This is a genomic window from Niallia sp. FSL R7-0271, assembly GCF_038005785.1.
Lineage (GTDB): Bacteria > Bacillota > Bacilli > Bacillales > Cytobacillaceae > Niallia.
In genome coordinates, this window is record NZ_JBBOTZ010000001.1 from 1,696,314 (window position 1) to 1,722,833 (window position 26,520).

Here is a 26,520-nt window from a genome sequence, read left to right on the forward strand (position 1 = left end):
GATTCTTCTTTGAGGAGAATCGTTTTTTGTATTCTATAATACCTAATTCTTATAATCGTTAACCAAACTTAGGGGGTGTGCCTTCTCATAGATTTAATAACTTGAGTTAGTAGACCTAAATATTATAGGTTTATCCATTATTTTGAAAATGTACTATCAAAGCAGAGGTATGCGCATAAACGGTTTTTTGATTGCTTCATACAATACCTTTGTATTCTAGTTTTTTACAGAAAGGAGAATGAGAATGAGTTTACTAAATTTAATTGGGAACAGTGGTTTTGAAACAGGCGATCTAAGCAGCTGGATTTCAGAGAATGCCTCTGTGACTACCCAGTATTCCCATTCAGGTGCATACTCAGCACTTCTTGAACAAGGAGAAGGATCGACTTATTTAGGGCAGTTTGTTTCAGCATCTGCAGGAGAAAATCTTGAGCTAATTATATCGTTAGCTAAGCTTGATGATCTTCCAGCACCAGCAATGCTGTTACAATTGTTCTTTTTTGATGAGAATTTTCAGCTTCTTAATACAGGATTGTCCAACTATATCCCTCCTGGTAGATTACCAGATGCGGGAGTCAGTATTTGGAAGGAAGTCTACTTGACTGCAAGCAGTGCACCGAGTGAAACACGCCAAGCATATTTATTAATCAGCGTTATTCCTTCGGAGGGAACTTCAAATGTGCTAGTAGATGATGTAGCGCTTCTAACAGCAACCGGCATTATAGGCCCAACCGGACCGACTGGACCGACTGGCCCAGCGGGAGCAACAGGAGCGACAGGCCCAATCGGTCCAGCGGGGGTAACAGGAGCGACAGGCCCAATCGGTCCAGCGGGAGAAGCCGGTCCGACAGGAGCAACGGGTCCAGCAGGAGAAGTAGGTCCAGCCGGTCCAGCAGGAGAAGTAGGTCCGACAGGCCCAGCCGGTCCAGCGGGAGAAGCCGGTCCGACAGGAGCAACGGGTCCAGCAGGAGAAGTAGGTCCAACAGGAGCAACGGGTCCAGCGGGAGAAGTAGGTCCAACGGGTCCAGCAGGAGAAACAGGCCCAACAGGTCCAGCTGGCCCAGCGGGAGAAGTAGGCCCAACAGGAGCAACGGGTCCAGCAGGAGAAGTAGGCCCAACAGGAGCAACGGGTCCAGCGGGAGAAGCCGGTCCAACAGGAGCAACAGGCCCAGCGGGAGAAGCGGGTCCAACAGGCCCAGCCGGTCCAGCGGGAGAAGTAGGTCCAACAGGAGCCACTGGCCCAGCAGGAGAAGTAGGTCCAACAGGCCCAGCCGGTCCAGCGGGAGAAGTAGGTCCAACAGGAGCAACGGGTCCAGCAGGAGCAACAGGCCCAACAGGCCCAACAGGCCCAACAGGCCCAGCCGGTCCAGCGGGAGAAGTAGGTCCGACAGGAGCAACAGGCCCAGCGGGAGAAGCGGGTCCAACAGGTCCAGCCGGTCCAGCAGGAGAAGTAGGTCCAACAGGAGCAACGGGTCCAGCGGGAGAAGTAGGCCCAACAGGCCCAGCCGGTCCAGCGGGAGAAGTAGGTCCAACAGGAGCAACGGGTCCAGCGGGAGAAGCCGGTCCAACAGGAGCCACTGGCCCAGCAGGAGAAGTAGGTCCAACAGGCCCAGCCGGTCCAGCAGGAGAAGTAGGTCCAACAGGCCCAGCCGGCCCAGCAGGAGAAGTAGGTCCAACAGGCCCAGCTGGCCCAACAGGAGAAGTAGGCCCAACAGGCCCAGCCGGTCCAGCGGGAGAAGTAGGTTCAACAGGAGCCACTGGCCCAGCAGGAGAAGTAGGTCCAACAGGCCCAGCCGGTCCAGCGGGAGAAGTAGGTCCAACAGGAGCCACTGGCCCAGCGGGAGAAGTAGGCCCAACAGGAGCAACAGGCCCAGCGGGAGAAGCCGGTCCAACGGGTCCAGCCGGTCCAGCGGGAGAAGCGGGTCCAACAGGTCCAGCCGGTCCAGCAGGAGAAGTAGGCCCAACAGGAGCAACAGGCCCAGCAGGAGAAGTAGGCCCAACAGGCCCAGCCGGTCCAGCGGGAGAAGTAGGCCCAACAGGAGCAACAGGCCCAGCAGGAGAAGTAGGCCCAGCCGGAGAAGTAGGTCCAACAGGAGCCACTGGCCCAGCAGGAGAAGTAGGTCCAACAGGCCCAGCCGGTCCAGCGGGAGAAGTAGGTCCAACAGGAGCAACGGGTCCAGCGGGAGAAGCCGGTCCGACAGGAGCAACGGGCCCAGCGGGAGAAACAGGCCCAACAGGCCCAGCCGGTCCAGCCGGAGAAGTAGGCCCGACAGGAGCAACAGGCCCAGTCGGTCCAGCCGGAGAAGTAGGTCCAACAGGCCCAGCCGGTCCAGCAGGAGAAGTAGGTCCCAACAGGCCCAGCCGGTCCAGCGGGAGAAGTAGGCCCAACAGGAGCAACAGGCCCAGCGGGAGAAGCCGGTCCAACAGGAGCAACCGGCCCAGCGGGAGAAGTAGGCCCACAGGAGCAACAGGCCCAGCGGGAGAAGTAGGCCCAGGACAGGGTCCAACGGGTCCAGCCGGCCCAGCGGGAGAAGCGGGTCCAACAGGCCCAGCCGGTCCAGCGGGAGAAGTAGGTCCAACAGGACGGGAGCAACGGCCCAGCGGGAGAAGCGGTCCAGCAACGGGCCCAGAGAGTAGGCCCAACAGGAGCCGACAGGCCCAAGCGGCGAGAAGTAGGTCCAACAGGCCCAGCCGGTCCAGCGGGAGAAGTAGGCCCAACAGGAGCAACAGGCCCAGCGGGAGAAGCCGGTCCAACGGGTCCAGCCGGTCCAGCGGGAGAAGCGGGTCCAACAGGCCCAGCCGGTCCAGCGGGAGAAGTAGGTCCGACGGGAGCAACGGGTCCAGCCGGTCCAACAGGACCGACAGGCCCAAGCGGTGATCCTTCTGTTTCTGCATTGTTCTTCGACCAAGCTGCCGCAGCATTGGCTTTACCTTTAGATGCGGCAACTGTTGTGAATACTGTTGCTGTTCCTGTCACTGCTGGTAATGAGGTGAAAATTGATACGTCACAGCAGCTGGATTTTGTTACTGCTGCGGATTGGGGTATAGATTTTAATGTAAACATCAGCAGAGATGGAACGGTGATTGATACGCAAGGAATTAGCCGGGACGGAGCAGCTGCCGGGACGCAGCGGTTTATTGCTTCTGTTACTGTTGTCGATGTTCCAGCGGAAACGGGGACTGCTACGTATACAGTAACGATTGAACCAATTACAGCTACAAATGTTACTGCAGCCACTTCGGAAAATCGTAAGACAAATATCATTCGCTTTGTATAAGGATATGTATTTGAAAAAGGAGTAGGTTCGCCTACTCCTTTTTTTATTTGGGCAAGAAAAAGGATGCACTGTTTTGGATTGCATCCTTAAAAGTCTTACTATACATTTATTTTACTAATGTGATGCCTTCAAATATTGACTGCCATAGATGATCGTTTCCGTCCCAAATTTCATCATTTGGTAATTCAAGTACACAGACATTGCTGAGGCCCCAGTCCTGCTCGATGATTTCTTTTACTGGTGCATGGTTGACGATTAACAGGCGATAAGAGTTTTTAACTAGTTGGGATAATTCATTATTTAACTCAGTCGCTCCTTCTAATGTTGCTTCTGTTCTAATAAATAATAGGTTTGGGGATGCGGACAAAGCTTCCATGAAACGATTGATTCGTTTTTGATATTTTTCTTGAACTTGCGGCAAACTTCCCAGGTGCTCCAATGTGTTAACATCTTTTTTAAAATCATGATTAAAGCCAATATTATATAGTTTATCATGTACAAGTATGTCATCCTCATTAACATACTGCAGCGGCTCTAGGTTTTCTTCTTTAAGAAAATCGGCGAAATTTGATTGAAATAAGATGATAATCTTAAATAAATTCGGTGTGCCTACCCAATCGAATGGTCCAGCTTGTTGTCTCAAATTAAATTTCCTCAATTTCAAAGCAGGAATGCAGTTTTCTCCTAAACTAAAAATTTGATTATATTCTCCTTTAATATCAGCAAGTTTCATTCGTTTTTCCCCTACGTTCAAATTTTTATTGTTTGTAAACATTTACTTTATACTATATTAAATGGTTATTTTTACAAAAGGCTAAGCTATATGTGGATAATTTTTAAAAAGGGCAATCATCACTAACAACTGGATAAATATGGACAGTTTTTTCTTCTTAAATAGGGGAATGTTTATAATGAGGTGATAGTGATGGATGAAAAGAAAAAGTCAGGCCTAAATAATGCTCATACAAATATGGACAACCCTGAACAATATCCTACCGAAAACGAAAGCCTATTTGATAAGTTTGAAAGTGAACAAACAGTGGATTCATTGCCGATGGAAGATATAAAAGAAGAATATCGGGAAGAAAAAGCAAAGCATGATACGAAGAATACATCTTCTAGTGAAAAGAAATATAAAACAGGAATGTAATGAAGATAGCAATAGCAGCTGTATGTTTTAACAGCTGTTTTTTTTATTAATAGGAATATAAAAAAGACTCGGCATATTATTGCCGAGTCTAAAGTACGTTATGGCTTAAGTATGACTTTAATTACTTCATCCTGATGATCATTAAACATTTGATAGGCATTGCTGGCGTCATCAAGGGAAATTCGATGTGTAATGATTTCTGTCGGGTCAATTTCTCCTGTTGTTATCTTATCAAACAGCATTGGCATATAGTGAATAACAGGGGCTTGGCCAGTTTTTATGTTAATATTTCGTTCAAATATTTGTCCTAATGGGAACATATTGTATTTAGAGCCGTAAACACCTGTTAATTGCATCGTTCCGAATTTACGAACAGCATTTAGTCCGATTTCTATAGCGCTTAATGTCCCGCCCTGGATTTTCAATTTTTGTCCGATTGCTTCCATTGTTGATTTTTTTCCATCCATTCCAACACAGTCAATCACGACATCTGCTCCACCGGCGGTTATTTCTTTAATGAAATTTCCTGCATCCTCATGTTCGTCAAAATTAATTGTTTCGACTTTATTCATGTTTTTGGCATGGTTTAAGCGGTAGGGGATATTATCAACAGCAATGACGCGCTTTGCACCTTTCATCCAGGCGAATTTTTGGGTCATTAAGCCGATAGGTCCGCAACCTAATACGACCACTGTGTCTCCTTTTTTTACTCCAGAGTTTTCGATACTCCAGTACGCTGTTGGCAGTACGTCAGACATAAACAGCAATGCTTCGTCTTCCAATTCGCAGCTTTCAGGAATTACAAATGGCATAAAGTTTCCGTATGGCACACGCAATAATTCTGCTTGGCCGCCTTGATAATCGCCGTAACGTTCTGTGAAGCCAAAGTATGCACCAGTATCGGTAATTTGCTTGTTTGGGTTAGAGTTATCACATTGACTTTCCATATCATGTTCACAATAATAACAGTGGCCGCATGAAATATTAAATGGAAGTACAACGCGGTCTCCTTTTTTGACTTTTGTTACCTCAGATCCTACTTCTTCGACTATTCCCATTGGTTCATGCCCAATTACATAGTCCTTCTCAGCAGGAATAGCGCCTTGATAGATATGCAAATCAGATCCGCAAATCGCTGTCGAAGTAATTCTGACAATAATATCGTCCTTTTTATGAAGCTTCGGATCTGCGACCTGCTTTACTTGTACATCTTTTGTTCCTTGAAACGTCACTGCTTTCATGTCAAAGTATCCTCCTCTTTAGTAGGTGTTACTTACTACTTACCCAAACTTTTATATGGCAAACTATTTTACTATAGAAATAGTCTTTATCAAGGAGGACGAAAAAACTGTCCTGTATGCAGGACAGTCTAAATCATTGTTTAAATTCATTCAATCTTTCATATGTTTCCAGCAAAAAGTCATAAAATAATTCCTCTGTTGGCAAAAGCTTTCTTTGCGTCGGATAGATGACACCAACCGTTCTGGTCAGATTGCTGTCTGCAATCGGAATAATAACGGTAGAGCGGGGCGTATTGTCGACCAGCGTCATCTCAGGCATTAATGCAACCCCTAAACCAGCGGACACTAACCCTTTTAATGCATCAATATCCTTGCCTTCAAAGGCAATACTCGGTGAGAAGTGAGCGTCCTTGCATGCTTGTACGACTTGTTCTCGAAAGACGAAACCTTCTGGCAGCACACAAAAGGGCTCATCCTTTAAGTCACGAAGTCTTATAGAGGCTCTGTTTGCTAATGGATGATGGTTTGGAACTAATGCCACAATATTTTCCGTGAAGAGGGTAGCTCCTTTAATCTTCGGCTCTTTTTCCTGATTTGGCATTGGCGCCATCATGGCTAAATTGAAATCACCTTTGATAACACCGTCGATTAAATCATAATAAAGAGCATTGCTCATTTGAAATTTAGCCTCAGGGTATCTTGTCCTAAATGCATAGATGATCGATGGCAATGTGTGTGCTGCCATGCTGATTGGAAAGGCAATTCTGACGGTTCCTTTTTCAGGGTCTAAATATTCCTTTACCTCTCTTTTGGCATCCTCCATCATGTTCCACACCTGTTTCATTCGTTCAAAAAAGATTTTTCCTAAAGGTGTCAGCTTTACACGGCGGCCTTCGCGGATGAACAACTCGATTCCTAATTCCTCTTCTAAATTGAATATTTGCCTGCTGACAGAGGATTGCGCAATATGCAAAGCATCTGCTGCTTCTGTTACATGTTCTCGTTTTGCGACTTCTAAAAAGTATTGAATTTGCCTTGTTTCCATGTTTTCAACTCTCCTAATGCGTTTAACGCATGAATCTCATCCGAAATTAGTATTGGAACTATCAATTATAAAATTATAAAATGAAACCACATTTAAGAAAAGGGAATTTTCTAAAACTTAAAACATCTTTAGGAGCTGAGTTCGAATGAAAGTGGTGGAATATATGGAAGTAGCACAAACAAATGAAATTGAAATCGCAAAAGACTATGTTAATCATTTATATAAACAGGTAGTGGAGCGTAATCCCCATGAAATAGAATTCCACCAAGCGGTAAAGGAAGTACTGGACTCTTTAATTCCTGTTCTTGCGAAAAACCCTGAATATATAAAAAAATCTGTGCTGGACAGAATCGCAGAACCTGAACGGATGATTAGCTTTAGAGTGCCGTGGGTTGATGATAATGGTAATATCATGGTGAACAGAGGATTCCGCGTACAGTTTAACAGTGCGATTGGTCCTTACAAAGGCGGACTGCGTTTCCATCCGTCTGTTAATGCAAGTATTATTAAATTTCTAGGGTTTGAGCAAATTTTCAAAAACTCTCTAACTGGCCAGCCAATCGGCGGGGGGAAGGGCGGCTCTGATTTTGATCCAAAAGGAAAATCAGATATGGAAATTATGCGCTTTTGCCAAAGCTTTATGACAGAGCTAGCAAGACATATTGGCCCAGATACAGATGTGCCTGCTGGAGATATTGGTGTCGGAGCAAGAGAAATTGGTTATATGTTCGGCCAATATAAAAAACTGAAAGGCAGCTTTGAAGCAGGAGTGCTGACAGGAAAAGGCATCGGTTATGGAGGAAGTCTTGGCAGGAAAGAAGCAACTGGTTACGGTCTAGTCTATTTTGTCGAAGAGATGCTTAACAATAAAGGCTTAGGTTTTAAAGACAGCACTGTAGTGGTATCTGGTTCTGGAAATGTAAGCATATATGCAATGGAAAAGGCCATGCAGCTAGGCGCAAAAGTAGTAGCTTGCAGTGATTCAAGCGGCTATATTTACGACCCAAACGGAATTGACTTAAATACAGTAAAGCAATTAAAAGAAGCAGAATCTAAACGGATTTCAGAATATGTTAACGAGCATCCAAGCGCTACCTATTCTGAAGGCTGTGCAGGAATTTGGCAAGTCCCTTGTGATATTGCTTTGCCAAGTGCTACGCAAAATGAGCTGGACAAGGAAGCTGCCAATATCTTACTAAGTAATGGAGTAAAGGCAGTCGGTGAAGGTGCCAATATGCCGTCCACACAAGAGGCAGTCGATCTTTTTATTGAAAACAATGTTTTATTTGGACCAGCAAAAGCAGCGAATGCTGGCGGAGTTGCTGTGTCAGCATTGGAAATGGCACAAAATAGTGCAAGGCTTTCTTGGACTCAGGAAGAAGTCGATCAAAAGCTCCAAGTAATTATGAAAGATATCTATAGTAAGAGTATGCAAGCTTCTGAAGAATATGATGTACCAGGCAATCTTGTAGCAGGTGCTAATATTGCAGGCTTTAAAAAAGTGGCTGATGCTATGCTCGAACAAGGTGTTATTTAAGTAAAAGTACAGAGATAAAAAAAGCAGGTCACTTTAAAAATGACCTGCTTTTAGTTATAGGAGGAGAATAACCTGTTCATTGAATTACTGGGAAATTACGGTTCCTCATTAATGTGGAAGAGCAGCTTATAAAGCTTTATTTAAGTTAATAACAGGAGTTTAAATATTAAGATTGAATCAAATAATAACCTTTTATCTTACGAGAAATAATATATTAGAATAGTATTTTTTAAAAGGGTTATGTTTGTTTAGATAGGTTATGGTGTATGCAGTTTTAATAAAATATATTCTTTTTGCATAGAATGTAAGGAAGGAACGTACAAATTGCATTTTTTATGAACGAAGCATATTGACTGATAGAGGAAGGAAAGAGTGCTTTATATAGGGATTTTTTCTTAAATGGCAGGTAGAATTAGAACTTATCCTTTTTAAAATGATGTAAATAGTATATAATTATCAGATAAAAGAAGATATTTTTATCTGTAAATAATTATAATAGATAACAAGAGTGTCATAATGAAAGACAGAAATGGTGTGTTCATATCGAGCGCCAGCATCCTTTCTGCGAATACAATAATGTAAAGGGAAGGTTAATATGAGCGAAAGAGAAACTAACACAGATGTTTTCTTAATTGGTACTGGAATTATGAGCGCAACATTGGGGACACTTCTGAAAGAATTAGTACCTGACTGGAAGATTACAGTATTTGAGAAGCTTGCTAACACTGGAGAGGAAAGTTCAAACGAATGGAACAACGCGGGAACAGGGCATGCGGCACTTTGTGAGCTGAACTATACGGTTGAAAAGCCAGATGGCTCCATCGATATTAGCAAAGCAATTAACATTAACGAACAGTTCCAATTATCCATGCAGTTTTGGTCTTATTTAGTAAACAGTAAGCGCATACATAACCCGAAAGACTTTATTATGCCATTACCGCATATGAGCTTAGTGGAAGGGAAAGAGAATGTAGAATTCTTAAGGAAAAGATTTAAAGCGCTGTCAAACAATCCCTTATTTCAAGGCATGGAGTATTCTGAAGATCCGCAAAAACTGAAAGAGTGGATTCCCCTCATCATGCAGGGAAGGAATATAGAAGAACCGATAGCAGCAACTAAAATTGATTCTGGAACAGATGTTAACTTCGGGGCATTAACAAGGATGTTATTTGATCATTTAGGCAGCAATGGTGTAAAGATTAAATACAAACATAGTGTTAATGATATAAAAAGGACTCGTGATGGCTTATGGGAGCTAACAGTCAGAAATCTTGAGCGAGGAACGGTCGAACGCCATAAGGCTAAGTTTGTCTTTATCGGAGGCGGAGGCGGAAGCTTGCATCTTCTTCAAAAAACCGGTATCCCTGAAAGCAAGCATATTGGAGGATTCCCGGTAAGCGGAATTTTTATGGTGTGCAACAATCCAGCTATCGTTGAGCAGCATCATGCAAAAGTTTACGGCAAGGCAAAGGTTGGCGCACCGCCAATGTCTGTTCCTCATCTAGATACAAGATTTATTGATAATAAAAAATCGTTGTTATTCGGACCTTTTGCCGGCTTTTCACCAAAGTTTTTGAAAACTGGTTCTATGTTTGATTTAATCACCTCTGTGAAGCCAGACAACATTATCACAATGTTATCAGCAGGTGCAAAAAATATGGGATTGACTAAATACTTAATTCAGCAAGTTATGTTATCAAAAGAGCAGCGCATGGAAGAACTGCGAGAATTTATTCCGAATGCAAAACTAGAGGATTGGGATTTAGTAGTAGCAGGGCAGCGTGTGCAAGTGATTAAAGATACCGAGGATGGCGGCAAAGGAACACTGCAATTCGGTACAGAAGTTATCACTGCCTCCGATGGTTCGATTGCAGCATTGCTGGGTGCATCACCAGGTGCTTCAACAGCTGTTCATGTCATGCTTGAAGTAATCCAAAAATGCTTTCCGCAGCATTTTAACGAGTGGGAGTCAAAAATTAAGGAAATGATCCCATCCTACGGTTTATCCTTAATGGAAAACCCTATCCTTTTAGAAGAGGTACATCATGCAACAGCAGAGGCACTTCTATCGAGTGAAAAAGAACCTATTCTTTAGTTGAAAAGCTAGTAGAGATGCTTTCTATCAGGAAAGCATCTTTTTAGTGGAGTTAAGTACAATTCTGGTATATAATGGAATTCTGGTATCGGAAAAGATTATGCCAAGGGAAGTTTGGGTAAAGGATTATAAGCTGCAAAGAAACAAAACATTTCATTGGAGGTTAGAGAGATGCCAAAACTTACAGTTGATACAGTCAATAATGCACCAGTTGTTTTAAATTATGAAGACCATGGAAGCGGAAAACCGATTATTTTAATCCATGGCTGGCCGCTGAGTCTCCGTTCATGGGAACTGCAAGTGCCTGCCCTGATTGAAGCAGGGTATCGTGTTATTGCATATGACCGCAGAGGTTTCGGAGGGTCATCTCAACCTTATGAAGGCTATGACTATGATACTTTTGCTAAAGATTTGCATAAATTAATTGAACATCTAGATCTTCAGGATGTTACACTTGTCGGCTTTTCAATGGGCGGCGGGGAAGTGGTCCGCTATATTAGTACATACGGCGTGGAACGTGTGAAAAAGGCTGTATTAGCAGGTGCGGTGCCTCCTTATCTGTATAAAACAGAAGGTAATCCAGAGGGTGCTCTTGATGATGCAACAATTGAAGAGTTTTTGAATGGTGTGCAAAAAGACCGTATCGCTTTCCTTGATAACTTTACACATAACTTCTTTTCTGCAGGAGAAAGAGATGGCCTTGTTAGTGAACCATTCCGTCTTTATAATCGTGATATTGCCGCGTTCGCATCACCGAAAGGTACGCTTGAATGCATTAAAGCATTCTCCTATACCGATTTCCGTGAGGATGTAGCAAAAATCAACATCCCGACTTTAATCATTCATGGCGATTCAGACAATGTCGTTCCATTCGAAGCAAGCGGAAAGCTGTCCCATGATATGATTGAAGGCTCTGAACTTGCCGTCATTGAAGGTGCCCCGCACGGTTTTAATGCAACACATGCAGAGCAGTTTAATAAAGAATTACTTCAGTTCCTTGCTAAATATAATTAATAGTTAAGACAGCAGATACGTTTATCTGCTGTCTTTTTTTTTGCCGCTAGTTAGAAAGCATTCCTGAGCTTTAAGAAATAAACTACAGCAAAAATAAGCTGTGCAAAAGGTGTTTATATATAAAAATATCTAATCAAAAACAAAGATAAAGCGGCAATATCCTTTTAACAACCTACTACTTATCAAGGATATTTAAGAGCTGGTAAAGATACAAACATCCTTAATAAAAAGCAGCTTAAATGTTCAGCAATCAGATTAGAGCAGATTATCACCAACTTTGCTAGTGAAAGAAGAATTGGATCATCAAATTAGCATCTTGCTAAAAGAAATGAAAAGTTAACTTACATAATATAAGACGAAAGAGAGGCATATACTTAAAAATCTGCCTCTCTTTTGTCTTGTTTACCAAATAATCTTGATTTTTTATGTAATTGGAAAAAGAGAATTCTTTCCTAGCAGGATGTAGTGTTTAATTTAGTTGCTGTGATGTGTGGGGCAATTGTTAGAGCGGGCTGGTCAGTGATGCTGTTTTTCTTTTCCACATCTTACACATCTGTCTGAGTAATAGCTGTATTTATGGTTTCTTTTAAAAAAGCAAATAATGGACATTAGCTTCACATTAATCACCTGCCCTTTAGCTAGTTTAGTTTCATTCTATGCGGAGAATATGAACAACTTGTTAATGATTCGTTAATAAATTATAAAAAGACAAGAACTAAAAAACAGAGCAATATATTGCAATAAGGTTGCTTTGTTCCTTTGTGCATATATTGAGGGTTTTGAGAGCAGGTTAAAAGATAATATGTTTATCGGGAGGGACCATGGATGTTAAAGGGAGAGAAATGTGAAGGCCTTGCATGTAAAGTGCGTGGCGCTGATAAGCTATTCCCCTTTACTTCATGGGATAAGCCAGATAAAGTTTATTGGTTTTGCAGTGAACATCTTAAAGCAGCTGCAGCATTTAGTAATAAAGAGAAACAGGCATTTATGCACTATTACTCCGATCCAGAAAAACGAAAATGGCTTCCGGAAAAGTCACGGCAGCTTTATGAAAAATATAGTAAAAATATGTAATCATCGCGCCTTTTGTTCCTTAAAAATACTCAAAACTGTTTAGTACGATACTTTACGGGTATTTAATGAACAAAAAGGAGTTTTAAGGATGAAACTGAAAAGCAATCGTTCCTATTACGCAGTAGCTGGTATTTCTACGGCCATCGTTATAATAGCTGTATTAACTTTATCCTCTAACTCTACTCCAAAAACAACGGCAGAGTCAGTTTATAAAGAGCCGGAAATTATTACAGAAAATAATAGGAAAGTAATAGAAGATAATGATGAAGCAAAACAAACAATCTCTGCAACAATTATCAGCAAAACACAGGATGGGCAACATTTTTCAGCAGTAAATAATTATGATGAAAAGGATATTGTTCTTATTGATAAAACAGAAGCCTTCCAACAAGGTGATAAAGTATACATCACATTTAAGGAAGAGAAGGTGGATAATATAAAGCTCATTAAACGAGCACCTTAAAATCAGTTCAGCCGATGAGCTGATTTTTCTTTTTACTCTCAAACAAAAAGCATCTTGATATAATAGGAAATATCCACTTAAAGGAGATTAGTATGATGGAAAAGTCTATTATTATTGCAAGAGGCGGAGAACAGCAAAGCAGGCTGGAGACTTACTTTCAGAAGCTAGGAGCAAAGACAATGTCCTTCCCTATTTTGAAAAGCACGGAGCAAGAGCTACCTATTGAGGTATTTTCATTGATTGCGAAGAAACATCGGTTGATTTTTTTAAATCCAACAAGCATCCAAATCTTTTTCAGGCAATATACAAAGAGCGGCATAACAGCAAACCTTCCAGAGCAAATCGAATATTTATCAGAGAAATCAAGAAAGGTATTAGAGGCAAGAGGAATAAAAGCAAATCTTGCTTCCTATCAGAAGGAGCAACCCGCTGTTCTCCTTGGGCATGATTATCAGCACAGCAACGTATACTCCGAAGATGATTTACTTATACATACACATCATATCGGACTAGACTTCTCTTTTGAAAAAGAAATGAGTAAAACGCTGAACGAAACAGATTGGCAAACAGTCATTTTCCCTAATATGCTGTCTATTGATTTCTTTGTAAAGTATTGTAAGACGGTAGCAGATTTTGATTATACGCAGCTTGCACTTGCTACAGTTGGGAAAAAGGTGCAGGAGTATGCTTTTATGCACGGTTTTAGCAAAATTGATTCAGAAATACAGGCTGAACTCTTAAAAGGTGACTGGAAAAATCTATAACAAAAAATACCCTAGTCTTAAATAGACCGGGGCATTTTTCGCTTACTTCTAATTAGCCTAGATAAGATACACCGATGATGATCAAAAGAATAAATAGAACAACGATTAGTGCAAAGCTGTTGTTATACCCTCCACCATTTTCTTCATAACCTCTTGACATGCCTCTCACCTCCGAACATCAGGTATACAACATCATATGAAGTTCTGTAAAAGAGGAAATGGACAAGAATACAGATTAGGATGAAAAGGAGAAAAATGAGCATTCTAACTAGTAGAACAAAGAGAAATGTGGAATGGAGGTGAACATACTTTGAATACGGAGCAATCGATAAAAACATTAAATAAGTTTCTACAAGGACAATTCATGGGAATTCATGCATATGAGCATTTTATTGAGAACTTAGAAGATACGTCCTTAAAGCAGTCCTTTTCAGACATATTAACAGAACATACGAAAAATGCCCATATCATTTCTGACAGAATTCACCAACTAGGAGGAGAACCAGTCACGAATGAAGGGGTAGTCGGCAAGGCAGAAAGCTTTATCGGCAATTTATTTGATCCAGACAATGGGGATGAAGTGATTATTAAACATGCCATTAAGGGTGAAAATTTGTACGGAATAAAAATGTCTGAACAGCTTGTTCGCAATAAACTTGATGAGGACAGCCTTCAAATAGTTCATCAAGTTTTAAATAAGGACCGTGAACATGTTGATTATTTAAAATCATTAATACATTAAGCTCTTAAAGAAACACTAGAAGGCAGCGAAACTGCATTTTAGTGTTTCTCCTGTTTTATTGTGAAATTTTTATCAAGGAATATTTGGAAGCCATAGTTCAGCATAGAATAAGCAAAGGCCGTATAAAACAAAAATATTGGTTTCACTTTTTTAAGTTTATATAATCCGATTTTATCCAGAAAATAATGTAAAGGATAAGCAAACAGTAAATCAAACACTAAGTTGAAAATGGTATAGATCCAAAACCTTCCGTAAGTAAAATGAAACGTCCATAAATTTGCTGCGAAAAATGGACCGAGAATAAACGTCAAGGCATTGTTCGTTGCTGATTTTTTCCCGCCATTTACCTTCCACAATTTATATGTTCGGCCAATCATGTCTTCAATTAACAGGACGGCAGTAGAAAAAATCGTTACTGGCAAAAATTTAAGAAAAGATTTTCTTGGCAAAAAAAAGATTGTTGACCATGACAAGAGTATCATGCCGCATCTTATAAATAGCGTGACCATATGAAAGACTCCTTTTTTCACAAAAAATGTATAATTAATTTGGTAAAAAATCCATCTTCTAAGCATTAGCTTTTGTCAGCACGTCCTTCTTTATGTAAATTATGAAGGTTTTTTGTAAAAATAGTGATAGCTGTTCCTAATCACCTCATAACATTTTATAATAAGAGAGGAAGAGTCCGTTTATTAAGTAAGGGGGAATTTATGATGAAAAGAGTAGCAGTGTTTTGTGGTTCAAGCAATGGCAGTTCTCCTATTTACGTACAAGCAGCAAAAGAATTAGGAATGGAGCTAGCCAAAAGAAAGATAGAGCTAGTTTATGGAGGTTCAAGCATCGGATTAATGGGCAGTGTTGCTGACGCTGTATTAGAAGCAGGAGGTACAGTGATTGGCGTGCTTCCTGAGTTTCTTGAAAACAGAGAAATTGCACATAAAGGATTAACCGAATTGATTACTGTGCAATCGATGCATGAAAGAAAAGCAAAAATGACCGAGCTGGCGGATGGATTTATCACATTGCCAGGCGGTGCTGGAACAATGGAGGAGTTTTTTGAAATTTTCACATGGGCACAGCTTGGATTGCACCAAAAACCATGCGGCATTTTGAATACGAATCATTATTATGATCCATTAGTCAAGCTTATTAACCATATGGCTGATGCGGAGTTTCTGCAGGAGAAATACAGAAGTATCACTATAGTCGAAGAGGACCCTGCTGTAATAATTGACAGGTTTCTTACATATAATCCCCCTAGTATTAAGACATATATTACGGAAAAACAAACTTGAATTCAGCAGTTAAGAGGTGAAATAATGACAGATTTACGATATCCAATTGGACAATTTACTTGGAATGATGAATACCCAGAAGATGTGATTGCCTCCTGGCTTGATGATATCGAGCAGTTGCCTACACAATTGCATCAAGCTGTAATTGACCTTACTGATGAGCAATTAAATACACCGTATCGTGAAGGAGGCTGGACAATACGGCAAGTTGTCCATCATGTTGCAGACAGTCATTTAAACGCATATACTCGCTTTAAGCTTGCTGTAACAGAAGTTAGACCGGTCATTAAACCGTATGCCGAGGATAAATGGGCTGAAACGCCTGATTCATTTTTGCCGGTTGATGTTTCCTTACAATTACTAGCTTCCTTGCATTTGCGGTTAATACAATTACTTCGGTCTTTATCACAAGATCAGTTAGACAGAGCCTTTCTTCATCCAGAGTCTGGCGAAGTAACATTAAAAAGAAATATCGGAATTTATGCATGGCACGGTAAGCACCATCTTGCCCATATCACAAGCCTAAAGAAGCGGCTAGGCTGGTAAATGAAAAAAGGATGCAAAAGCCATGAGCTTTTGCATCCTTTCTATATTTTTTTATCTGTTGTCCACTTTTTCTGGATACAGATCGTGGTTCATAAGACGGTGTGTAGCCATTTCTTCAAACTTCGTGCCAGGCTTGCCGTAATTGCAGTATGGATCGATTGACAATCCACCTCTTGGTGTGAATTTGCCCCATACTTCGATATATCTAGGATCTAATAATTTAATTAGATCGTTCATAATAATATTAACACAGTCTTCGTGGAAGTCACCATGATTGCGGAAGCTGAACAAATACAGCTTCAATGATTTACTTTCCACGATTTTTTTGTCCGGAATATAGCTGATATACATTGTAGCGAAATCCGGTTGTCCAGTAATTGGCTCTGCGATAAAACGCAGGTGGACTATATCATATACATATATTCTTACGGTAGAATATAAGCATCCTCGCGCTTCCATCCTGATTGGATGTACTCTACTTCCTTCTTCAAGCAGTACTTTTACCCGATTCCTGTTTGAATGGTTTCGATAGTCTCTGCACCTTCCTCTAGTTTTTAGAGGCTTGGCTCAGGATTAGAATTTCCTTCCTTCCCTGAGTTCACGAGGTTTAAGCGACAGTGTTTCCACTGAAGTGTGCCCTTATTGACACAAGCTAGTAAATTCTGGACAGTTGAACTTAACGAAATAATCTCTGTTGACATGCAAGTTGTCTACAGACTCTAATATTTCTGGATTGTATTCGTAAAGATAGGTTGTTCCTTGGTTACCAAGTAAAGTTAAATCCTCAAGACCTTCTTCATGTTTTCTGCCTGACATTTTTCATCTCTCCATTTCATTTATGCGTTACACTCGAGAATAGCAATCTATAGATATGGCCGGTTTTTTAAGCAAAATAAAAGCCACATCCTTATGGACATGGCAAGCTCACCTGTATCCATAGTTTTTTATAGAGGGTATCTGCTATGAACCTCTTGGATTATCATGTACAGCCATATATTATAGCAAAATCACAATAACGTCAATATAACTGCCGAAACACTGCATGAAGCAAAATCAAACTCCATTTTATTAATTTTTTCAGTAAATTGTTCATATACATTAGTGACTAGATGGGTAGAGACGTACAAATTACTGCCTTTTCTTAAAGGAGGTATAAAATACTTGCATATAATTGGAAAGAGCGTATTGCGTAAGGAATCGAAAAGCAAAGTCACCGGTTATGCCCACTATACTGCTGATACAACAACAGGAGAAGCGTTGTTCGTAAAGCTTGTCAAAAGTAAATATGCACATGCCAATATATTAAAAATAGATGAAACGAAAGCGCTGCAGCAAAAAGGAGTGCGTGCAATAGTCTTGGGAAAAGGCTTGCCTTATGTCGGAGAGGAAGTCCGAGACAGGCCGCCGCTTGCGTACAGCAAGGTTCGTTACGCTGGTGAAGTGGTTGCCCTAATTGTTGCTGATTCGTATGACGCAGCAAATAATGCTGAGGTGCTGCTTGATATTAAGTATGAGCCGCTTACAGTCGTAAATTCGCCGCTCACAGCCATTCAAGCAGATGCTCCGCTCATTCATGAGGGCATAGATAAATACGATAAAGATCCAGGAATATATCCAATTACAGGGACAAATATCATTAATAAAACGAAAATCCGCAAAGGCAATATAGAAAAAGGCTGGGCCGATTGTAGTGAAATAGTGGAAGCGTCTTTTTCTATCCCAATTTCAGACCATAGTGCGATGGAAACAAGAAGCGCCACTTGTGAAATTATGCCTGACGGAGACGTACGGATTATGACGAGTTCCCAGGCACCGTATATGGTCAAAAAAATCCTCAGCAGAGACTTTCATATCCCAACAGGAAAAATTGTTGTGCAAACTCCATTTGTCGGGGGCGGCTATGGGGGCAAGGCCTCGGTGCAGCTTGAAATATTTGCTTATCTTGCAAGCAAAGCAGTTGGTGGCAGGCTCGTTAAGTTAGTTAATACAAGAGAAGATGATTTTCTTGTATCCCCTGTTCATATCGGTTTAGAAGCAAAAGTAAAACTTGGCTGTTCTGCAGACGGGAAGCTGCAAGCGGCCGAGCTTGAATATATTTTTGATGGCGGAGCTTACGGAGATAAATCTCCTCATTTGACAACGGCAGGGGCAGTTGACTGCACTGGGCCGTATAAAATAGACAATATATTTTGTGACAGCTTATGTGTGTACACAAACCATCCATATGCAGCACCATTTCGCGGTTTTTCACATGGTGAGGTTCATTTTGCCTTCGAGCGGGGAATGGAATTACTGGCGAAAAAGCTGAAGATGGACCCACTGATGTTCAGGCAGATTAATGCGATTCGCCCAGGAGATCAAACGCCAACAAGAGTGGTGTTAAACAGAAGTACTGTCGGCAATGTGGAAGCATGTATTAGTCGCTTGAGACCATTGATTGGCTGGGAAAAGGGGCAGGTTGAACGAATAGGGGAGCATGTGCTTAGAGTAAAAGGAATCAGCTGCAGCTGGAAAAACTCCACTATTGGTCCTGATGCAGCATCAGGTGTTGTGCTTACCTTTAACTCTGACGGCAGCATTAACCTTATGTCAGGTATAGTAGAGATTGGCACAGGCACGAAAACGGTGCTGGCACAAATACTGGCAGAAGTGATGAAGATGGATATAAATGATATATATGTGCGAATGACAATTGATACACAAACAGAACCAGAGCATTGGAAGACAGTGGCAAGCAGAGGAACATTGATGGCAGGCAGAGCAGTGCTAGCTGCTGCAAATGATGCTATTCAACAGTTGAAATCCATTGCTGCAACAGTAATGCGTGTGCCTGCAGATGATCTCGAGGTCGGTTATAAAAAAGTGTATCTGCGAGATAATCCTGATTCCTTCTTGGACTTCAAAGATATTGTGTACGGTTATGTTTATCCGAATGGCAATGCAATCGGCGGGCAAATTGTAGCAAGAGGAAAATATATTTTGAGAGGCTTAACAAATTTAGATCCAGAGACTGGGGCAGGAAACCCGGGCCCTGAATGGGCAGTTGCAGCTCATGGAGTCGAAGTGGATTTTAATACGAGAGAGTGTACATATCGAATTCGCAAGGCTGTAACTGTAATGGATATTGGTGAAGTTCTAAATTTCAAGGCCGCAGTCGGCCAAGTAAAGGGAGCCATGAGTATGGGGCTGTCATGGGCGGCCAGAGAGGCATTTTATTTTGACAAAAACGGCAGGATTCTTAATCCCCAATTGCGGACATATCGGCCCATCCGGTTTGGTGAACATCCAGAATATATCGCTGACTTTGTCAAAACTCCTCATTTAGAAGCACCATTTGGAGCAAGGGGAGCAGGCGAGCATGGACTTATTGGCATTCCTGCAGCTTTAGCTAATGCGCTGTCATTGGCTGCAGGAGTAGAGCTAGTTAGACTTCCGCTCATTCCTGAGGAAATTTGGAGAACAAAAAGGGAGACTGCCAAAAATGATCTTTGATTATTTCAGACCAGAGCGATTGCTGGAGGCGACGGAATATTTCACAGAAAGGCGGAAGGAAGGAGGAATTCCGCTGTTTTTTGGGGGCGGCACAGAAATAATAACGATGCAGCGCCTGCATGAGATAACACTTGACACAGCGATAGATATTAAAGCTATAGATGCTGTCAACATCCATGATATAGTGGAAGGCTATGTTGCGATTGGGGCGGCAGTGACACTGACAGAAATTCAGAACAAAAACCTTTTCCCTCTGCTGACAGAGGTCAGCAAAGAGGTTGCAGACAGAACAGCACGCAATAAAATTACGCTCGGCGGCAATATTTGCGGCAATATCTTTTATCGGGAAGCTGTACTTCCCCTTCTTTTAGCAGACAGTCTGATTGTAACAGCAAAAGAGCGGGACATTAGGATGGAATATATTTCGGCAAAATTTAAGCAGAAAATGCTATTAGAGGAAGGGGAAGTCTTTGTCCAAGCCTTTGTGGAAGAAAAGTATCGAAGGCAGCCGTTTTATACTAGAAAGAAACGACAGCAATGGGAAACTGGTTATCCGCTGATTACAGCTGCAGCATTAAAGGTCGACCAAAAAATACGGGTTGCTTTCAGTGGATTATGTGCATTTCCATTTCGTTCAAATGAAATGGAGGCTGCACTAAATGAAGCAGAATTAAGTGCTGAGCAAAAAATAAATAAAGCAATTCAAACTGTGCCAGGCGAAATTCTCGATGATGTGGAAGGTTCTCGTGAATACCGGTTATTTGTGCTTAGAAATCTGCTCGAGGAAATCTTACAAAGCTTGGAGAGGATGTAGCATGCATATACCAGCAAAAAAAACATTAATAAAGCTGTTTGTTAATGGGGAGGAAAAACAGGTCGCTATTGTTCCAAATAAAACACTTTTGATGGTGATCAGAGAGGAGCTTCATTTAACAGGCAGCAAACCAGGCTGTTTAAATGGTGATTGTGGTGCATGTACGATGCTTGTCGACAATGAGCCTATGAAATCATGTCTTATGCTTGGAGTTGAAGCAATCGGCAAGGAAGTTGTAACAGTAGAGGGTCTGCATGAAGCTCCTATCCAAAAAACCTTTATGGAGCAATTCGCCTTTCAATGCGGTTATTGCACCACAGGGTTTATTATGAATGCCCATGCCCTGACACTTGTGCCTGATCCTTCAAAAGAGCAGATACGTGAATGGCTGTCATCCAATATTTGCCGTTGTACGAGCTACGAGGAAATAGAGCAGGCAGTTATTCAAGCGATGAACATAACAAGGGGAGGGCAGTAGCCCTCCCTTATTTTTATGGAAGTCCGATCTCATTTAGCGGATATATGCGCAAAACAACCTTGCCAATAACAGATTTGTCACTTATAAAGCCGAAATCTCTGCTGTCTTTACTTTTAAGCCGGTTATCTCCGAGCACAAACAGACTGTTGCTCGGAACAGTTTTCTCACCAGTTTCCTCTTCAAGTGTAAAGTCGCCAGTCAGCTTTGCTGTGGTTGCTCCTAGCTTATTTTCCTTTAAATAGGATTCTGTGTATGCCTTGCCGTTAATGTATAAAACGTCGTCTTTCATTGACACCGTGTCTCCTGGAAGGCCGATAACCCTTTTGATGTAATTTGCATCCTGGTCAGGTGCATGAAATACTATCATATCAAAATGCTCAATATCACTGATTTTGCTCAAGATAACTTTATTGCCGTCCTCGAAAGTCGGAGACATGCTTTCACCATGAACTACACTTGGACTAAACAGTAAGTTCCTGCAAATTACTACAATAATAAAGGCAAAAACAAAGCACTTTAGCAAAGAATAGAGTTCTTGCTGCCATCGTTTTTTCATCTATATTCTCCTAATATTTGTTATATATATATTCTAACTAGAAAAGAATTGGAAATCAATGATATGATAAAGAGTAATGATTACAATAAAGATTGGACGAGCGTGTTATGACAGAAGAATGGTTGAAAGTATTTGACGAGAACTATGCAGCAAAGGGGGTAGCAACAAGAACAGATATTCATACGCAAGGACTTTGGCATGAAACGGTTCATTTCTGGCTGATGACGAAAATCAACAGCAAACATTATGTATTTCTGCAAAAGAGAAGCAAAAGCAAAAAGGATTATCCTAATCTTTATGATATTACAGCTGCTGGACATTTATTAGCAACAGAAAGCCCGGCAAATGGAGTGCGCGAGCTTCAAGAGGAATTAGGCTTTTTTAGTGTAAATAAGGATCAGTTACATAAGCTCGGAATTGTCAAGAATATCATTCATACAGACCGATTAACAGATAATGAATTTAGTCATATTTATGTATATTTCGTGAATGATAATATTTCTTTCCATTTACAAGAAGAGGAAGTTTCAGAAATGGTAATAACCGAGTTTGAATGCTTTTATAATTTTTGTACAGGTACAAGAGCAGAAATGGAAATTTACCCTTGGCAAGCTGGAGCAACTAAAAGCAAGGAGAGTTTAAAAATAGGGAAAGACAAGTTTGTTCCCCATCAAGATTCTTATTTTAAGGAAATTGCAGCATTGCTTAAGGGGTATTTACACAAATAAAAGGTCAGCTTACAAGCTGACCTAAAGGGAAGAATTGTTAAGATTGCAGCATTTCTCTACCTTTATCACGGAAGGAAGGATCTGCAGTATGTTCCACTGTAAACTTCCCATTTTCATAGGAAACTACAGACACACAGCAATTATCATGATGTGGGAAGGTTTCTAATTTTGCAACAGACATGATAAAGTAACCAATTGTCACACCATGAGAAAATAGCAGGATGTTACCGCCTGTGTCCTTATGTTTTGCAATGATTTCTTCTACCGCGGCTTTTGTTCTTGTTAATAAATCGGTAAATGATTCTCCTTTTGGTACTCTGAAGTCAATATCAGACATAGAGAATATTCTCTCTAATATATTGCCGTGCTCTGAAATGATCTCTTCCTCTAACAATGATTCGAGAACACCGAAATTCATTTCCTTCAGACGTGCATCTGTTGATACAGAAAGCTCTCTTTCACCTAATGCAAATTTAGCTGTGTCAAGCACTCGCTGGCTTTCACTTGCATAGACCGCTTTAAAATCAATGGAAGCAAGACCGGCACCTACTGCTTTCGCCTGCTGTATACCTTTGTCGGTTAAAGGGGAATCACAAAACCCTTGCATTCTTTTTTCGATATTGTATTGTGTTTCTCCGTGACGTACGAAGTACAGAGTTAATTTAGTCATTTAGTATGTATTCTCCTATCATTATATTTCAAACATAATCTTACTGTTCATATATTCTTTATATCAGAGCAGAATACCTTCCATTACCGAAATATTTGCAGCAAAAAAACAAGAGTTCTATAAAAAATGGAGATAGAACTCTTGTTTTTGACAGGTCTTATTTGTCTTTTTTATGAAGCATATCCTCTTCTTTTGTTTCCAGCATACCCCATAAGCCATTTATTTCTTGCTCATCCATATCAACGCCTAATTCTGCTTGCTGTCTCGCCAGTTTTTGTTTTAAATCTTCATTTTGGCTGTTATTGTTGTTTTCCAAAACAAATCACCTCGATTGTAGGATGCCAGCTTTTTATCATTTATATGCACTCGCTATGTGCTGTCTTTTAAGCTCTGGATTAGCTCCTTTTTTATCCCTAAAAATAATAGTCGTAAAAATATGCCGAGGAAGATAAAGCCGAAAAAAGAATAGCTATGTTTCCAGACAGGTCCAAGCATAAACATTTTCCAAGCAACAAATAACGGTTCAAATATGTATGAAAACAAGACAGCCCAAATGATGGTACCCGCAATAAACGTTTTCCATTTATTTGTATACTGATATACAAGCATAGCAGTAATAGGAATCATCACAAGATCCGCTGGTATTAATGGCGGTATCCATGGGAGTAGCTTGTCCGGATAGCTCCAAAGCATCATTTCAGTCCCAATAATATCTAAGACAATAGAAAAGCACCCGCATAAAAGCCCATATGTGAAAATCTCGTAAAAACGGTTTTTATTCACTAATTTCCACCAAATAAAATAGGGAAGTATGGTGGCACAAACAAGTATCCACCACTGAATAGAAAATAGATCATGGTGAAGCCAATGGTTTAATGTCATATCGGCGAGATTTTTTTTCGCCTCATTAATCTCTGTATGTGTCGGCATGTCATGAATAAGGAATATCATGTTCACTCACCACTCATATAGTTTAGTAAGCCAGCTTATCAGTTACCAGGAAAATTAAATTAGGCGTGTTAAGCCAATTTACAGCGTGAATATTTTTTTATTATTGCTCTTACCTCTGTAAATTATGATTCCAATTGGGAAAAACCTTTTTACTGCATATAAGAATATGTCATTGGAAAAGATATGCAAAAAGGGAGTGAACGAAATGAAACTTGGAAAACAGATGAAGACTTATCTGCAAGGTGCATTTTTTCTAATGTTTATGGGCTCCATTGTTATTCTCAGCTACGTAATCGGTTTTAAAGATTTTAAGGAAGTGCTTGGTTTATAGACTAAGCACTGATATCTCTAGTCTGTAATGAGATAAGTCACCTGCTAATAGGATGGAATATAGGAGGTGAGAGTCATGGGTGTCATTATTCGACATCTGCAGATATTGATTTGCTTGCAAGACTTCTCAGGGCAAAAAGCAGAAGGGGAAGGGGAACAAGGTATGCTGATGGTTGGCAATGTTGGCATCAATAGATTGAGAGCTAACTGTTCCGTTTTTAAAGGCCTTCGCACCATTCCAGAAATGGTGTATCAATCCCCATGCCTTTGAAGCAACAACTAAGGGATATTTTTATCAGCGGCCAAGAGAAATTGAACGAAGGTTAGCAAGAAGAGCAATAAATGGCGAACGAATTTGGCCGGCTAAATTCAGTCTTTGGTATTTCCGCCCTTCAGGATATTGCCCTGCAACATGGTATAATCAGCCTCATGTGGGGAGATTTAAGCTCCATTGTTTTTATGAACCAACTGCAGAAGAATGCGAAAATATCTACAATACTTTTGTTTGAAATAGAATGAGCGGAGCCAATTGCTGGCTGCGCTTTTTTTGTATAGAAGTTTGACGTTTGAAAAAAAGGGGCACAGAATGGTATATTTGAATTTATTGATAAATGAAAAAACTTTGGGGGATTTATATGTCATTAGAGAATGTTGTAACACACTTTGCAAAGTGGGAGAAAGAAAAGGAAATCATGGAATTTCAAACATCAAGCGCAACCGTGCAAGAGGCAGCAGATACTTTAAATGTAGAGCCTGCCAGAATTGCTAAAACACTTTCCTTTCGAAAAGGAGAAGAGGGTGTGCTTATTGTAGCTGCAGGTGACGCTAAAATTGATAATAAAAAATTCAAGGCTGCTTTTTTAGAAAAACCTCGCATGCTCACAGCTGATGAAGTGTTCCAAAAAACAGGCCATATGATTGGCGGTGTCTGTCCGTTTGGACTGACAACAAACATGGACGTTTACTTAGATGAATCATTACAGCGTTTCTCTTCCGTATTCCCTGCGTGTGGCAGCAGCAATTCGGCAATTGAACTGACATGTGATGAGTTGTTCCTGTATGGAAACGGGAAAGGCTGGGTAGATGTCTGCAAAGGTTGGAGAGAAGAATGAGAGAGACAATAATGAACAAGCTGAAAGAGCTCGAACAAGAGCATGCTATTAAAATTTTGTACGCCGTGGAAGCTGGCAGCAGAACACAGGGTTCATTTTCTTCTGACAGCGATTATGATGTTCGGTTTATCTATATGCACAAGAAGGAATGGTACTTATCATTAGACAAAAAAAGGGACAGTCTGGAAGATAAGACTGGAAATTTGGATATAAGCGGCTGGGAGCTGGCTAAAACTTTAAGACTTTTGCGCAAATCAAATATATCACTTGCTGAGTGGCTTCAATCGGATATCGTGTATATAAGAGATAATCAATTTGAAAGCGAGCTGCTGGATCTATACAAAAAGGCATTTAATACAAAAACAGCCTTTTATCATTATCTCCGGCTCGCAAAGAATAACTGGAAAGACCTTGAACAAAAGCCGGGGACAATAAAGCTTTATTATTATTGCTTGAAATCAATTCTTGCATGCAAGTGGATTGACAGAAATAAAGAAATGCCTCCAAATGATATCCAGCAACTGCTCTTTGAGGTTAACGACAATGGCGTACTTCATTCTGAAATCACTAAGCTGATTAATAAGAAAGCCAGTGGAGATAAGCAAGAAGTTATTTATCCCATTCTTAATCATTTTATAGCAGAAGAATTAAAGCTTCTTCAATTAACAGCAGATACAATGCCTGTAAGCATCTACAATGAAAGAGAAATCACTTTAACACTGGACAGCTTCTTTCGAAAAATACTCAACATCCATGATTGGCATCAATAAAAATTAAAGGAGACTATTCATAAATTAGTAATTAGAAATAGTCTCCCAAATAATATCCTTGTGCCTGCTAAACAAGGCTCAGTATTACAGGCAGCTCTATTTTTACAGCCTTTTAACACACTATGGAAAAAAGATTGAGGGTCTTAACAGTCACTTTAGACTAGTTTATATAACAGCAGGCAGGACAGAAATCAACAAGAGGATATCGGACAGTATCAGCTTTTTGACTGTGGGGTTATTACAGACAAGATATTCGCGGTTCAAATGCTGCAGCTCTTTAACGAACATCCTAATCTCTAAATCATGCATTACATCACCTTTTATCATTTGATAGTAGAAATTTACCCCCATTTACAGAGAGTAAACACTAATCAG

Annotated in this window: 29 protein-coding genes and 3 pseudogenes; 20 read left to right on the top strand and 12 right to left on the bottom strand. The window is 40.8% G+C overall.

What is annotated here, in order from left to right:
* The first annotated feature begins 244 nt into the window (after positions 1–244).
* Both MKX82_RS08685 and MKX82_RS08690 read left to right on the top strand, forming a co-directional pair.
* Complete coding sequence (locus MKX82_RS08685) at positions 245–2,878, top strand: NTTRR-F1 domain (RefSeq protein ID WP_341076458.1); 2,634 nt, start codon at positions 245–247, stop codon at positions 2,876–2,878.
* 16 nt (positions 2,879–2,894) lie between these two features.
* Positions 2,895–3,278 carry a hypothetical protein gene (locus tag MKX82_RS08690; protein ID WP_341076460.1) on the top strand — a complete coding sequence of 128 codons (384 nt, stop codon included), beginning with the start codon at positions 2,895–2,897 and terminating at the stop codon, positions 3,276–3,278.
* Positions 3,279–3,384: 106 nt separating this feature from the next.
* On the opposite strand, the gene MKX82_RS08695 is transcribed toward MKX82_RS08690, so the two are convergent.
* The gene (locus tag MKX82_RS08695; protein WP_341076462.1) at positions 3,385–4,011 is read right to left on the bottom strand and encodes a DUF1796 family putative cysteine peptidase; all 627 of its coding nucleotides are present in this window, start codon (positions 4,009–4,011) and stop codon (positions 3,385–3,387) included.
* Between the two features lie 192 nt (positions 4,012–4,203).
* On the opposite strand from MKX82_RS08695, the gene MKX82_RS08700 reads away from it, so the two are divergent.
* On the top strand, positions 4,204–4,428 hold the full coding sequence (locus MKX82_RS08700) for a hypothetical protein (RefSeq protein WP_237941293.1): 225 nt from the start codon (positions 4,204–4,206) through the stop codon (positions 4,426–4,428).
* Positions 4,429–4,526: 98 nt separating this feature from the next.
* Here MKX82_RS08700 and MKX82_RS08705 read toward each other — a convergent pair whose 3' ends face one another.
* Together MKX82_RS08705 and MKX82_RS08710 are read right to left on the bottom strand one after the other, a co-directional pair.
* Complete coding sequence (locus tag MKX82_RS08705; RefSeq protein ID WP_341076465.1) at positions 4,527–5,669, bottom strand: zinc-dependent alcohol dehydrogenase; 1,143 nt, start codon at positions 5,667–5,669, stop codon at positions 4,527–4,529.
* A gap of 133 nt (positions 5,670–5,802) precedes the next feature.
* Complete coding sequence (locus MKX82_RS08710; RefSeq protein WP_233314091.1) at positions 5,803–6,714, bottom strand: LysR family transcriptional regulator; 912 nt, start codon at positions 6,712–6,714, stop codon at positions 5,803–5,805.
* Positions 6,715–6,859: 145 nt separating this feature from the next.
* On the opposite strand from MKX82_RS08710, the gene gdhA reads away from it, so the two are divergent.
* The 6 genes from gdhA (at position 6,860) to MKX82_RS08740 (ending at position 13,661) form a co-directional block, all read left to right on the top strand.
* A complete protein-coding gene (gene gdhA, locus MKX82_RS08715) occupies positions 6,860–8,251 on the top strand; it encodes an NADP-specific glutamate dehydrogenase (RefSeq protein WP_237941295.1) in 1,392 nt (463 codons plus the stop codon).
* Positions 8,252–8,846: 595 nt separating this feature from the next.
* The gene (locus tag MKX82_RS08720; RefSeq protein WP_341076470.1) at positions 8,847–10,346 is read left to right on the top strand and encodes a malate:quinone oxidoreductase; all 1,500 of its coding nucleotides are present in this window, start codon (positions 8,847–8,849) and stop codon (positions 10,344–10,346) included.
* A 171-nt stretch (positions 10,347–10,517) separates the two neighbouring features.
* On the top strand, positions 10,518–11,360 hold the full coding sequence (locus MKX82_RS08725) for an alpha/beta fold hydrolase (RefSeq protein WP_233314088.1): 843 nt from the start codon (positions 10,518–10,520) through the stop codon (positions 11,358–11,360).
* 825 nt (positions 11,361–12,185) lie between these two features.
* On the top strand, positions 12,186–12,434 hold the full coding sequence (locus MKX82_RS08730) for a hypothetical protein (protein ID WP_233314086.1): 249 nt from the start codon (positions 12,186–12,188) through the stop codon (positions 12,432–12,434).
* 88 nt (positions 12,435–12,522) lie between these two features.
* The gene (locus tag MKX82_RS08735; protein ID WP_233314085.1) at positions 12,523–12,897 is read left to right on the top strand and encodes a hypothetical protein; all 375 of its coding nucleotides are present in this window, start codon (positions 12,523–12,525) and stop codon (positions 12,895–12,897) included.
* A 92-nt stretch (positions 12,898–12,989) separates the two neighbouring features.
* Positions 12,990–13,661 (top strand): hypothetical protein, encoded by a 672-nt coding sequence (locus MKX82_RS08740; RefSeq protein ID WP_341076472.1) that lies wholly within the window; start codon positions 12,990–12,992, stop codon positions 13,659–13,661.
* A gap of 52 nt (positions 13,662–13,713) precedes the next feature.
* Here the strand turns inward: MKX82_RS08740 and MKX82_RS08745 are convergent, their stop codons facing one another.
* On the bottom strand, positions 13,714–13,821 hold the full coding sequence (locus MKX82_RS08745) for a YjcZ family sporulation protein (RefSeq protein WP_233314083.1): 108 nt from the start codon (positions 13,819–13,821) through the stop codon (positions 13,714–13,716).
* A gap of 150 nt (positions 13,822–13,971) precedes the next feature.
* On the opposite strand from MKX82_RS08745, the gene MKX82_RS08750 reads away from it, so the two are divergent.
* Positions 13,972–14,403 (top strand): DUF2383 domain-containing protein, encoded by a 432-nt coding sequence (locus MKX82_RS08750; protein ID WP_233314082.1) that lies wholly within the window; start codon positions 13,972–13,974, stop codon positions 14,401–14,403.
* 38 nt (positions 14,404–14,441) lie between these two features.
* On the opposite strand, the gene MKX82_RS08755 is transcribed toward MKX82_RS08750, so the two are convergent.
* A complete protein-coding gene (locus MKX82_RS08755) occupies positions 14,442–14,912 on the bottom strand; it encodes a hypothetical protein (RefSeq protein ID WP_341076477.1) in 471 nt (156 codons plus the stop codon).
* Between the two features lie 204 nt (positions 14,913–15,116).
* Here MKX82_RS08755 and MKX82_RS08760 point away from each other — a divergent pair, with 204 nt between their 5' ends.
* Both MKX82_RS08760 and MKX82_RS08765 read left to right on the top strand, forming a co-directional pair.
* Positions 15,117–15,698 carry an LOG family protein gene (locus MKX82_RS08760; RefSeq protein ID WP_233314763.1) on the top strand — a complete coding sequence of 194 codons (582 nt, stop codon included), beginning with the start codon at positions 15,117–15,119 and terminating at the stop codon, positions 15,696–15,698.
* A gap of 24 nt (positions 15,699–15,722) precedes the next feature.
* Complete coding sequence (locus MKX82_RS08765) at positions 15,723–16,244, top strand: YfiT family bacillithiol transferase (RefSeq protein WP_341076479.1); 522 nt, start codon at positions 15,723–15,725, stop codon at positions 16,242–16,244.
* A 51-nt stretch (positions 16,245–16,295) separates the two neighbouring features.
* Here the strand turns inward: MKX82_RS08765 and queF are convergent.
* Positions 16,296–16,625 (bottom strand): annotated as a pseudogene (queF, locus tag MKX82_RS08770) (preQ(1) synthase); the annotation flags it as partial.
* Between the two features lie 264 nt (positions 16,626–16,889).
* A pseudogene (locus tag MKX82_RS08775) lies at positions 16,890–17,060 on the bottom strand (preQ(1) synthase); the annotation flags it as partial.
* Positions 17,061–17,405: 345 nt separating this feature from the next.
* Between MKX82_RS08775 and MKX82_RS08780 the strand changes: the two are divergent.
* From MKX82_RS08780 to MKX82_RS08790, 3 genes are read left to right on the top strand one after another with little or no spacing between them, the layout of a single operon-like run.
* Positions 17,406–19,736: a xanthine dehydrogenase family protein molybdopterin-binding subunit gene (locus MKX82_RS08780; protein ID WP_341076480.1), complete on the top strand. Its 2,331-nt coding sequence runs from the start codon at positions 17,406–17,408 to the stop codon at positions 19,734–19,736.
* The gene (locus MKX82_RS08785) at positions 19,726–20,550 is read left to right on the top strand and encodes an FAD binding domain-containing protein (RefSeq protein WP_341076482.1); all 825 of its coding nucleotides are present in this window, start codon (positions 19,726–19,728) and stop codon (positions 20,548–20,550) included. Before MKX82_RS08780 ends, MKX82_RS08785 begins: the two co-directional genes overlap by 11 nt.
* A 1-nt stretch (position 20,551) precedes the next feature.
* Positions 20,552–21,028: a (2Fe-2S)-binding protein gene (locus MKX82_RS08790; RefSeq protein ID WP_233314077.1), complete on the top strand. Its 477-nt coding sequence runs from the start codon at positions 20,552–20,554 to the stop codon at positions 21,026–21,028.
* 13 nt (positions 21,029–21,041) lie between these two features.
* Here MKX82_RS08790 and lepB read toward each other — a convergent pair whose 3' ends face one another.
* The gene (gene lepB / locus MKX82_RS08795) at positions 21,042–21,584 is read right to left on the bottom strand and encodes a signal peptidase I (RefSeq protein ID WP_341076483.1); all 543 of its coding nucleotides are present in this window, start codon (positions 21,582–21,584) and stop codon (positions 21,042–21,044) included.
* 107 nt (positions 21,585–21,691) lie between these two features.
* On the opposite strand from lepB, the gene MKX82_RS08800 reads away from it, so the two are divergent.
* Positions 21,692–22,312 carry an NUDIX hydrolase gene (locus tag MKX82_RS08800; RefSeq protein WP_233314075.1) on the top strand — a complete coding sequence of 207 codons (621 nt, stop codon included), beginning with the start codon at positions 21,692–21,694 and terminating at the stop codon, positions 22,310–22,312.
* 37 nt (positions 22,313–22,349) lie between these two features.
* On the opposite strand, the gene MKX82_RS08805 is transcribed toward MKX82_RS08800, so the two are convergent.
* From MKX82_RS08805 to MKX82_RS08815, 3 genes are all read right to left on the bottom strand, one after another.
* Entirely contained in the window at positions 22,350–22,982 is a 633-nt protein-coding gene (locus MKX82_RS08805) for a histidine phosphatase family protein (protein WP_233314074.1), read from the bottom strand.
* A 157-nt stretch (positions 22,983–23,139) separates the two neighbouring features.
* Positions 23,140–23,298 carry a DUF4021 domain-containing protein gene (locus tag MKX82_RS08810; protein ID WP_341076486.1) on the bottom strand — a complete coding sequence of 53 codons (159 nt, stop codon included), beginning with the start codon at positions 23,296–23,298 and terminating at the stop codon, positions 23,140–23,142.
* Between the two features lie 53 nt (positions 23,299–23,351).
* Positions 23,352–23,933, bottom strand: coding sequence for a CBO0543 family protein (locus MKX82_RS08815; protein ID WP_237941303.1), 582 nt, complete (start codon positions 23,931–23,933; stop codon positions 23,352–23,354).
* Between the two features lie 205 nt (positions 23,934–24,138).
* Here MKX82_RS08815 and MKX82_RS08820 point away from each other — a divergent pair, with 205 nt between their 5' ends.
* The 4 genes and pseudogenes from MKX82_RS08820 (at position 24,139) to MKX82_RS08835 (ending at position 26,145) form a co-directional block, all read left to right on the top strand.
* Complete coding sequence (locus tag MKX82_RS08820) at positions 24,139–24,264, top strand: hypothetical protein (RefSeq protein WP_267913293.1); 126 nt, start codon at positions 24,139–24,141, stop codon at positions 24,262–24,264.
* 59 nt (positions 24,265–24,323) lie between these two features.
* Positions 24,324–24,772 (top strand): annotated as a pseudogene (locus MKX82_RS08825) (cell wall hydrolase).
* Positions 24,773–24,898: 126 nt separating this feature from the next.
* Positions 24,899–25,375, top strand: a complete 477-nt coding sequence (locus MKX82_RS08830) for a YbaK/EbsC family protein (protein ID WP_237942282.1) — start codon at positions 24,899–24,901, stop codon at positions 25,373–25,375.
* On the top strand, positions 25,372–26,145 hold the full coding sequence (locus tag MKX82_RS08835; RefSeq protein ID WP_341076494.1) for a nucleotidyltransferase domain-containing protein: 774 nt from the start codon (positions 25,372–25,374) through the stop codon (positions 26,143–26,145). The genes MKX82_RS08830 and MKX82_RS08835 overlap by 4 nt, the downstream gene beginning before the upstream one ends.
* Before the next feature lie 165 nt (positions 26,146–26,310).
* Here MKX82_RS08835 and MKX82_RS08840 read toward each other — a convergent pair whose 3' ends face one another.
* A complete protein-coding gene (locus tag MKX82_RS08840; protein ID WP_237941305.1) occupies positions 26,311–26,472 on the bottom strand; it encodes a hypothetical protein in 162 nt (53 codons plus the stop codon).
* Between the last annotated feature and the right edge of the window lie 48 nt (positions 26,473–26,520).

Bases quoted from the DNA above. Each gene is read 5' to 3' on its own strand.
- MKX82_RS08685 (WP_341076458.1), top strand. From the start codon at position 245: ATGAGTTTACTAAATTTAATTGGGAACAGTGGTTTTGAAACAGGCGAT.
- MKX82_RS08695 (WP_341076462.1), bottom strand. From the start codon at position 4,011: ATGAAACTTGCTGATATTAAAGGAGAATATAATCAAATTTTTAGTTTA.
- MKX82_RS08700 (WP_237941293.1), top strand. From the start codon at position 4,204: ATGGATGAAAAGAAAAAGTCAGGCCTAAATAATGCTCATACAAATATG.
- MKX82_RS08705 (WP_341076465.1), bottom strand. From the start codon at position 5,669: ATGAAAGCAGTGACGTTTCAAGGAACAAAAGATGTACAAGTAAAGCAG.
- MKX82_RS08710 (WP_233314091.1), bottom strand. From the start codon at position 6,714: ATGGAAACAAGGCAAATTCAATACTTTTTAGAAGTCGCAAAACGAGAA.
- gdhA (WP_237941295.1), top strand. From the start codon at position 6,860: ATGAAAGTGGTGGAATATATGGAAGTAGCACAAACAAATGAAATTGAA.
- MKX82_RS08720 (WP_341076470.1), top strand. From the start codon at position 8,847: ATGAGCGAAAGAGAAACTAACACAGATGTTTTCTTAATTGGTACTGGA.
- MKX82_RS08725 (WP_233314088.1), top strand. From the start codon at position 10,518: ATGCCAAAACTTACAGTTGATACAGTCAATAATGCACCAGTTGTTTTA.
- MKX82_RS08730 (WP_233314086.1), top strand. From the start codon at position 12,186: ATGTTAAAGGGAGAGAAATGTGAAGGCCTTGCATGTAAAGTGCGTGGC.
- MKX82_RS08735 (WP_233314085.1), top strand. From the start codon at position 12,523: ATGAAACTGAAAAGCAATCGTTCCTATTACGCAGTAGCTGGTATTTCT.
- MKX82_RS08740 (WP_341076472.1), top strand. From the start codon at position 12,990: ATGATGGAAAAGTCTATTATTATTGCAAGAGGCGGAGAACAGCAAAGC.
- MKX82_RS08745 (WP_233314083.1), bottom strand. From the start codon at position 13,821: ATGTCAAGAGGTTATGAAGAAAATGGTGGAGGGTATAACAACAGCTTT.
- MKX82_RS08755 (WP_341076477.1), bottom strand. From the start codon at position 14,912: ATGGTCACGCTATTTATAAGATGCGGCATGATACTCTTGTCATGGTCA.
- MKX82_RS08760 (WP_233314763.1), top strand. From the start codon at position 15,117: ATGAAAAGAGTAGCAGTGTTTTGTGGTTCAAGCAATGGCAGTTCTCCT.
- MKX82_RS08765 (WP_341076479.1), top strand. From the start codon at position 15,723: ATGACAGATTTACGATATCCAATTGGACAATTTACTTGGAATGATGAA.
- MKX82_RS08785 (WP_341076482.1), top strand. From the start codon at position 19,726: ATGATCTTTGATTATTTCAGACCAGAGCGATTGCTGGAGGCGACGGAA.
- MKX82_RS08790 (WP_233314077.1), top strand. From the start codon at position 20,552: ATGCATATACCAGCAAAAAAAACATTAATAAAGCTGTTTGTTAATGGG.
- lepB (WP_341076483.1), bottom strand. From the start codon at position 21,584: ATGAAAAAACGATGGCAGCAAGAACTCTATTCTTTGCTAAAGTGCTTT.
- MKX82_RS08800 (WP_233314075.1), top strand. From the start codon at position 21,692: ATGACAGAAGAATGGTTGAAAGTATTTGACGAGAACTATGCAGCAAAG.
- MKX82_RS08805 (WP_233314074.1), bottom strand. From the start codon at position 22,982: ATGACTAAATTAACTCTGTACTTCGTACGTCACGGAGAAACACAATAC.
- MKX82_RS08815 (WP_237941303.1), bottom strand. From the start codon at position 23,933: ATGATATTCCTTATTCATGACATGCCGACACATACAGAGATTAATGAG.
- MKX82_RS08820 (WP_267913293.1), top strand. From the start codon at position 24,139: ATGAAACTTGGAAAACAGATGAAGACTTATCTGCAAGGTGCATTTTTT.
- MKX82_RS08830 (WP_237942282.1), top strand. From the start codon at position 24,899: ATGTCATTAGAGAATGTTGTAACACACTTTGCAAAGTGGGAGAAAGAA.
- MKX82_RS08835 (WP_341076494.1), top strand. From the start codon at position 25,372: ATGAGAGAGACAATAATGAACAAGCTGAAAGAGCTCGAACAAGAGCAT.
- MKX82_RS08840 (WP_237941305.1), bottom strand. From the start codon at position 26,472: ATGATAAAAGGTGATGTAATGCATGATTTAGAGATTAGGATGTTCGTT.